Source organism: Methanobrevibacter sp., from assembly GCF_045611865.1.
Lineage (GTDB): Archaea > Methanobacteriota > Methanobacteria > Methanobacteriales > Methanobacteriaceae > Methanocatella.
The window spans coordinates 1-1,510 of the sequence record NZ_JAZKXX010000027.1 but is presented as its reverse complement, the minus strand read 5'-3'; the positions used below and the strand labels follow the sequence as shown (position 1 = coordinate 1,510).

Below are 1,510 nucleotides of genomic sequence, written 5' to 3'. Positions count from 1 at the left end.
AAAAACAATCGTGAAGTAATTTAGGCTTATAACCTTTGAACCTTTAGTTCAACATTTAGACTTTAGTCTTTAGTCAATAGCCAATAGTCATGAAATACTATCAAAAAATTTATTTGTTATTTAGCAAACGAATGTCTTTATCCAATTCCTTGATGCTTTCAATATGAATATGTTCTTTTTCTATTTCTTTGTATCTCATATATTCAGACTCTGCTTTCTCAATTGCTAGTTCGTGAGATATTTTTCCGGGTCCTTCCAAAACATTTCTTTCGTTAAGCTTTAAGATTAAGTCCAAACGTTCCTTCCAGTCTTTCATGTACATAGGACGATGTGCTAAAGCCTGTGCCTCAGCATAAGCCAAATATTGTTCTACAATCAGTTTTAACGCCTTTAACTCATCTTCTTGCAGATAATTTTTGCCGATAGTGATGTCTTGTTTCTTTACTTTCGAGTCAGTGCTTGTGGATGTAAGTCCCATCATTGGCAAAGAAGCATTAGCTCTATAATAAATCAGCTCGGCTGCGGTTTTCTCGCTGACAGCCCACAACAGTTTGTTTTGAACTTCTTTGAAAAACTGCAATGTCATTTCGTCGGAAGGGTCGTAGTCGATACTAGTTTTGTAAATGTCTTTAATCTGTTGATAGAAAATCTTTTCTTCTATTCTGATTTCTCGAATCTTTTCTACCAACTCTTTGAAATAATTCATTGAAGAACCTTTTTTGAAACGTTCTTCATTCAGGGCATAACCTCTGATAATATAGTCTCTCAGACGTTGGGTGGCCCAAATACGGAACATTGTGCCTTGACGAGACTTTACACGATAACCAACTGAAATAATGACGTCAAGATTATAGAAGTTTGTTGGTTTAGTGGAAAAATCGGAAATTCCGATTTTTCTCACACTCAACTCTTCTTGAAGTTCTCCTTCTTGAAAAATATGTAATATGTGTTCGTTAATTGTTGATTTACCTTTCCCAAACAATAAAGCCATTTGTTCCTGCGAGAGCCATACTGTCTCGTCCTGAAAAAGCACATCAACTTTCACATTGCCATCTTCTGATTGGTATATGACTATTTCATCTTTAATTGGTGATAATTCTTGTTTCATATCTCTTAGTTTTTTATTTGCAAATTTAGGAATTTTTTAAATGTTTTTCTCCTAAAATTACTATGTTTTAGAGGATAAAATTTTATGTCTTACAAAACTACAACCATCTCATCCCTTTGTCAAGCATTTGCAAAGGAAATATTTCGGTTTTAACAATTTTTAACGTAAAATCAGGGAAATATTAAGAAATGATGTTAAGGATTTTTAACCATTGGCTTTTGGCTGTTGAACTTTTTAAAAAAATAGTAATGAGCTTTGAGCTATGAGTTGTGAGCATTTTTGCTAAAAGCACAAGAATCATTGTAAAAAGTAGATGACGAATTGAGGAGTAAGTAAGATATGTTAATTATTTTACATTAAATTTCATTTCTTAAAAATTATTAACAATATTCGAATTTTAAT

At 32.4% G+C, this 1,510-nt stretch carries 1 protein-coding gene; it reads right to left on the bottom strand.

The window, feature by feature from the left end; all coding sequences use genetic code 11:
• Window positions 1-109: 109 nt before the first annotated feature.
• Window positions 110-1,108 (bottom strand): RhuM family protein, encoded by a 999-nt coding sequence (gene rhuM, locus ACKI32_RS03010; RefSeq protein WP_407413357.1) that lies wholly within the window; start codon window positions 1,106-1,108, stop codon window positions 110-112.
• Window positions 1,109-1,510 lie beyond the last annotated feature (402 nt).